Source organism: Terriglobus sp. YAF25, from assembly GCF_052113305.1.
In the GTDB taxonomy this organism is placed as follows: domain Bacteria; phylum Acidobacteriota; class Terriglobia; order Terriglobales; family Acidobacteriaceae; genus Terriglobus.
Genome location: NZ_JBFRCY010000326.1, coordinates 1 through 4,911, shown reverse-complemented (window position 1 = coordinate 4,911; position 4,911 = coordinate 1). Strand labels below are relative to the sequence as shown.

The 4,911-nt window shown below is 61.6% G+C and carries 4 protein-coding genes; 1 reads left to right on the top strand and 3 read right to left on the bottom strand.

All coding sequences use genetic code 11. From position 1 onward, the window contains the following. The 3 genes from purF to dut all read right to left on the bottom strand — a co-directional run. The coding region (gene purF / locus AB4043_RS14565; protein WP_442307362.1) for an amidophosphoribosyltransferase at positions 1–1,197 on the bottom strand (1,197 nt) is incomplete at its 3' end. Further along, a complete protein-coding gene (gene purL, locus AB4043_RS14560; RefSeq protein WP_442303397.1) occupies positions 1,197–3,512 on the bottom strand; it encodes a phosphoribosylformylglycinamidine synthase subunit PurL in 2,316 nt (771 codons plus the stop codon). The genes purL and purF, both read right to left, overlap by 1 nt. 161 nt (positions 3,513–3,673) lie before the next feature. After that, complete coding sequence (gene dut / locus AB4043_RS14555) at positions 3,674–4,114, bottom strand: dUTP diphosphatase (RefSeq protein ID WP_147646323.1); 441 nt, start codon at positions 4,112–4,114, stop codon at positions 3,674–3,676. A gap of 271 nt (positions 4,115–4,385) precedes the next feature. On the opposite strand from dut, the gene AB4043_RS14550 reads away from it, so the two are divergent. Continuing rightward, positions 4,386–4,911: aminotransferase class III-fold pyridoxal phosphate-dependent enzyme (locus AB4043_RS14550; RefSeq protein WP_442307361.1), on the top strand; the 526-nt coding region annotated here is incomplete at its 3' end.

Genomic DNA, 4,911 nt, shown 5'->3' with positions numbered 1-4,911 from the left:
GCGCATGTGCACCTCTTTGGCTCCGGCGGCGCGGCACATGCGGACGATCTTACGGCTCGTCGTTCCGCGAATGATGGAGTCATCGATCAGGATGATGCGCTTGCCTTCCAACAATGCACGCGACGGATTCAGCTTCATACGCACGCCGAAGTCGCGGACCCGCTGCGTCGGCTCAATGAAGGTACGGCCCACGTAGTGGTTGCGGATTAGACCGAAGTTGAACGGAATGCCCGACTGAGCCGAGTAGCCAATAGCTGCGGTCACACCGGAGTCCGGTACCGGAACAACCAGGTCGGCTTCCACCGCCGACTCGCGCGCGAGCTGACGGCCCATCTCTTCACGGCTCTTCTGCACCCAGCGGCCAAAGACCTTGGAGTCAGGCCGCGCGAAGTACACATGCTCGAAGATGCAGCTTGCCTGCTTGGTCGTCGTATTGAAGTAGCGCGAGGTCACGCCATCTTCTGAAACCATCACCAGCTCGCCCGGCTGCACATCGCGCTCGTACTTGGCATGCAGCAGGTCGAGAGCACAGGTCTCCGAAGCGAAGACAAAAGTATCAGGCTTGCCGTCGACGCCGGGGATGCGGCCCATGCACAGCGGACGGAAGCCGCGAGGATCGCGCGCGGCGAAGATGCGGTTGCGCGTCATCATCACGATGGAGAAAGCGCCATCGACCTGTGAGAGCGAGTCGGCGATGCAGTCCACCAGCGTCGTCTCGGCGGAGTGCGCGATCAACTGCACGATGATCTCGGTGTCGCTGGTGGTCTGGAAGACTGCGCCGTCGCGCTCCAGGCGCTCCTTGGCGGTGCCCAGGTTCACCAGGTTGCCATTGTGAGCAATCGCGATCAGGCCCTTGGTGGACTCCACACGGATCGGCTGCGCGTTCAGCAGCGCCGAGTCGCCGGTGGTGGAGTAGCGGGTGTGGCCAATCGCCATCTGCCCGGGAAGCTTCTGCAGAACGTCGTCGGTGAAGATCTCCGRGACCAGGCCCATGCCTTTGACGTCGATGATGTCTTCGCCGTTCGAGGTGGCGATACCACCGGACTCCTGCCCGCGATGCTGCAGCGAGTACAGGCCCCAGTAGGTCATACGGGCGGCCTCAGGGTGGCCGTACACCGCCATCACGCCGCACTCTTCGCGCAGCTTGTCAAAGGGAGTGGCGTCGACTTCGATCTCGTCCGGCTGCACGTGATTCATTAAGCCAGCACCTCCGTCGCCAGGCGTGATTCAAGAGCCTGGGACCAGACTTGCTTCAACTCACCAACAGCCGCGCGGATCACGTTCTCACTGCCTACCGTGACCGACAGCGTACCATCCGCTGTCACTGTGCCGATCGGCTGCGCCATCAATGTACCATCCTTCTCGATCGTGCCCACCAGGGCTTCTACGGATTTATGCGAACAGGTCACCAGAACGGTGCTCGCCGGTTCGCTGAAAAGGGTTTGCAACCCGCCAAGCTCGGTATCGATCTTCACTTCGGCGCCCAGTCCCAAGCGGAACGTAGCCTTCGCCAGCGCAACCGCCAGGCCGCCGTCCGAGATATCGGAGGCCGAGGTGATGAAGTTCCGCCGCGCCAGAAGCTGCAGCATCTGATGYAGCTCCGCTTCCTTGGCGAGGTCGATCGCCGGGGGAACACCCCACAGCTGGCCCAGAACCGTCTTGGCGAATTCGCTCGAACCAAACTCCGCCTGCCAGTTAGACGGTTTGGCGGTGTTCGGCGAGATCAGCACAATCACGTCGCCGGCCTGGCTGAAGTGCGCCGGGGTCGCCTTGGTGACGTCATCCAGAATGCCCACGATACCCAGCACCGGAGTCGGATAGATACCCACGCCGCGGGTCTCGTTATACAGCGAGACATTGCCGCCGGTCACCGGTGTGCCGAGCGCGGTGCATGACTCGGAGATTCCGTCGATGGCTGCGGAGAGTTGCGCCATGATCTCGGGCTTCTCCGGATTGCCGAAGTTCAGACAGTTGGTGGCAGCAACGGGCTTCGCGCCGGTGCAGGCGACCTTACGTGCTGCTTCGGCGACCGCATGCTTCGCGCCGGTCAGCGGATCGAGATAACACCAGCGGCCGTTGCCGGCCAGCGCCATCGAAAGCGCGCGGCTGGTGCCCTTGATGCGCATCACTCCAGCCTCATTGCCGGGGCCCTGCACGGTGTTGGTCTGCACCATGGAGTCGTACTGCTCGAAGACCCAGCGCTTGTCGCAGATGTTGGAAGCCGCCAGCAGCTTGGTCAGCGCAGCGGTATGGTCCACCGCCTTATCCAGCACACCCGCCGGAGCTTCCTTGGCCACCGGAGCCGCCCACGTGCCCACCGGGCGGTGGTAGAGCGGAGCATCGTCCGTCAGCGATTCATTGGAGAGATCGGCCACCAGCTCGCCGTGATGGAAGATGCGCATCCGGTTCTGGGCAATCACCTTACCGACAATGCGGGCATCCAGGCCCCACTTGGCGAAGACGTCCAGGACCTCCTGCTCGCGGCCCTCGTTGGCCACCAGCAGCATGCGCTCCTGCGACTCCGACAGCATGATCTCGTAGCTGTTCATGCCGGTCTCGCGCTGGGGCACGTTATCGAGCTCAACTTCGAGGCCGACGCCGCCACGGGCGCCCATCTCGCAGGTGGAGCAGGTCAGGCCCGCAGCACCCATGTCCTGAATACCGGCGACCGCGCCGGGAATCTGCATGACCTCAAGGCAGGCCTCGAGCAGCAGCTTCTCCATAAACGGATCGCCCATCTGCACATTGGGGCGCTTCTGCTCAGAGCCTTCCTTGAACTCTTCGCTGGCCATGGTCGCGCCGTGGATACCGTCGCGGCCGGTCTTGGCGCCGACATAGATCACCGGATTTCCAATACCGGTGGCCTTGGCATAGAAGATCTCATCGCGCTTCACCAGACCCAGCGCAAAGGCATTCACCAGCGGATTGCCGCTGTAACAGGGCTCAAACCGAGTCTCGCCGCCCAGGTTGGGCACGCCAAAGCAGTTGCCGTAACCGGCAATACCGTGGACCACGCCCTCAACCACGGCGTGGTTCTTGTGCGTGATCTCTTTGGGCAGCGCTGTGTCGTCCAGCGGACCGAAGCGGAGCGAGTCCATCACGGCCAGCGGACGCGCACCCATGGTGAAGATGTCGCGCAGAATGCCGCCAACGCCCGTCGCCGCGCCCTGGTAGGGCTCGATGTAGCTGGGGTGATTGTGGCTCTCGATCTTAAAGGCGCAGGCCCAGCCGTCGCCGACGTCGATGATGCCGGCGTTCTCGCCAGGACCCTGGACGACCAGCTCGCTCTTCGTGGGAAGGCGCTTCAGATGGACGCGCGAAGACTTATAGGAGCAGTGCTCACTCCACATCACCGAATAGATGCCCAGCTCCGTCAGCGACGGAGTACGGCCGAGCGCCTGCTCAATACGAGCATATTCGTCGGCAGTAATGCTGTGCAGTTTGAGCAGCTCGGGGGTAATGCGAGCCGGAGTGGGAACGAGGGTGGCCTGGGCTTGCGTTTCGTTAGGCATAGCTTGGCTACCTTGATTGTCGCACGTTGCTGCCCGGTTACAGTGCTCCACCACTGCACCGGGAACAGTGCACCCGTGGATTTACCACTATTTGAAGGGTTTACGACACGCTGGGTGCCCCATCCATCGCAACGTGATGGGTGGGATATCAAACAAAAGAGCTACGCTCCAGTAGACCCAAACCCGCCCGCTCCACGCGGGGCCTCAGCGATGACTTCAGACTCCTCAAAGTGAGCCGTCAGCCGCTGCACAATGCGAAGCTGTGCCACGCGATCACCAACAGCCAGCGTGACCGGCTGCTGCGACAGGTTGGTGATCACTACTTTGATCTCGCCGCGATAGCCAGGATCGATGACACCGGCCAGCGTGGTGACACCTTTCACGGCCAGGCCTGAACGGTCCTGCACCAACGCGCCATAGTTATCAGGGAACTCCATGGCCAACCCCGTAGGCACCAGAGCCGTCTGTCCCGGCGTGAGTGTCGTTGCCTCAGCGGCATAAAGATCAGCGGCGAGATCGCCCCACGGACCATCATGCGCATAGCGCGGCAGACGAGCTTCAGGGTGAAGGCGACGGGTACGAATCGTAATCGGATGTGACATGACAGCTTCGATTGTTGCACGCAAAGCTGTGGGGTTTTTATTGACCCATACACGGGGTGCCCCGGGTCCCTCGGGGACCTGGGCATTCGCGCGACGCGCGAACCGCCTTTTTGTTTGTCATTTCGTAGTGACCGAAGGGAACGGAGAAATCTGCTTCTCAACCCATGTCTTCCCGGTTCCCACATATCACTCCACCTCAACCACCCTGATAAGCCTCCATGAAAACCACCATGCCCTATACTGCTATCTCCAATCGCAGGGGTGCAGCACTATGGCCGAAACACTCAGCTCGCAGCAGGTCGTCGACATCACTAAGCAACACAACTTCGGCACCTGGCGCCGTGGCAAGCAATGGAACCCGCTGCACGTAGTCAGCGGCGACGGCTGCTGGTTTACCGATGCCAACGGAAAGCGATACCTCGACTTCTCCGCGCAGTTGATGTGCGTGAACCTCGGGTACAACAACCAGGCCGTCATTCAGTCGATCCAGCAACAAGCCGCAGAGCTGGCATACATCCAGCCTTCCTACACTACCACCGCACGCGCCGAATTGAGCCAGTTACTGCTGGAAGTGCTGCCCAGAGGGCTGACGAAGTTCTTCTTCTGCACCTCAGGCACCGATGCGAATGAGGCCGCCTTCAAGATCGCCCGCATGTATACGGGCAAGACCAAGATCATCGGCCGCTATCGTTCGTATCACGGCTCAACAGCTTCTTCGATCGGCGCCACCGGCGATGCGCGCCGCTGGCCATCGGAGCCTCGCAGCAAGCTCCCGGGCGTGGTCTTCTCACCCGAGG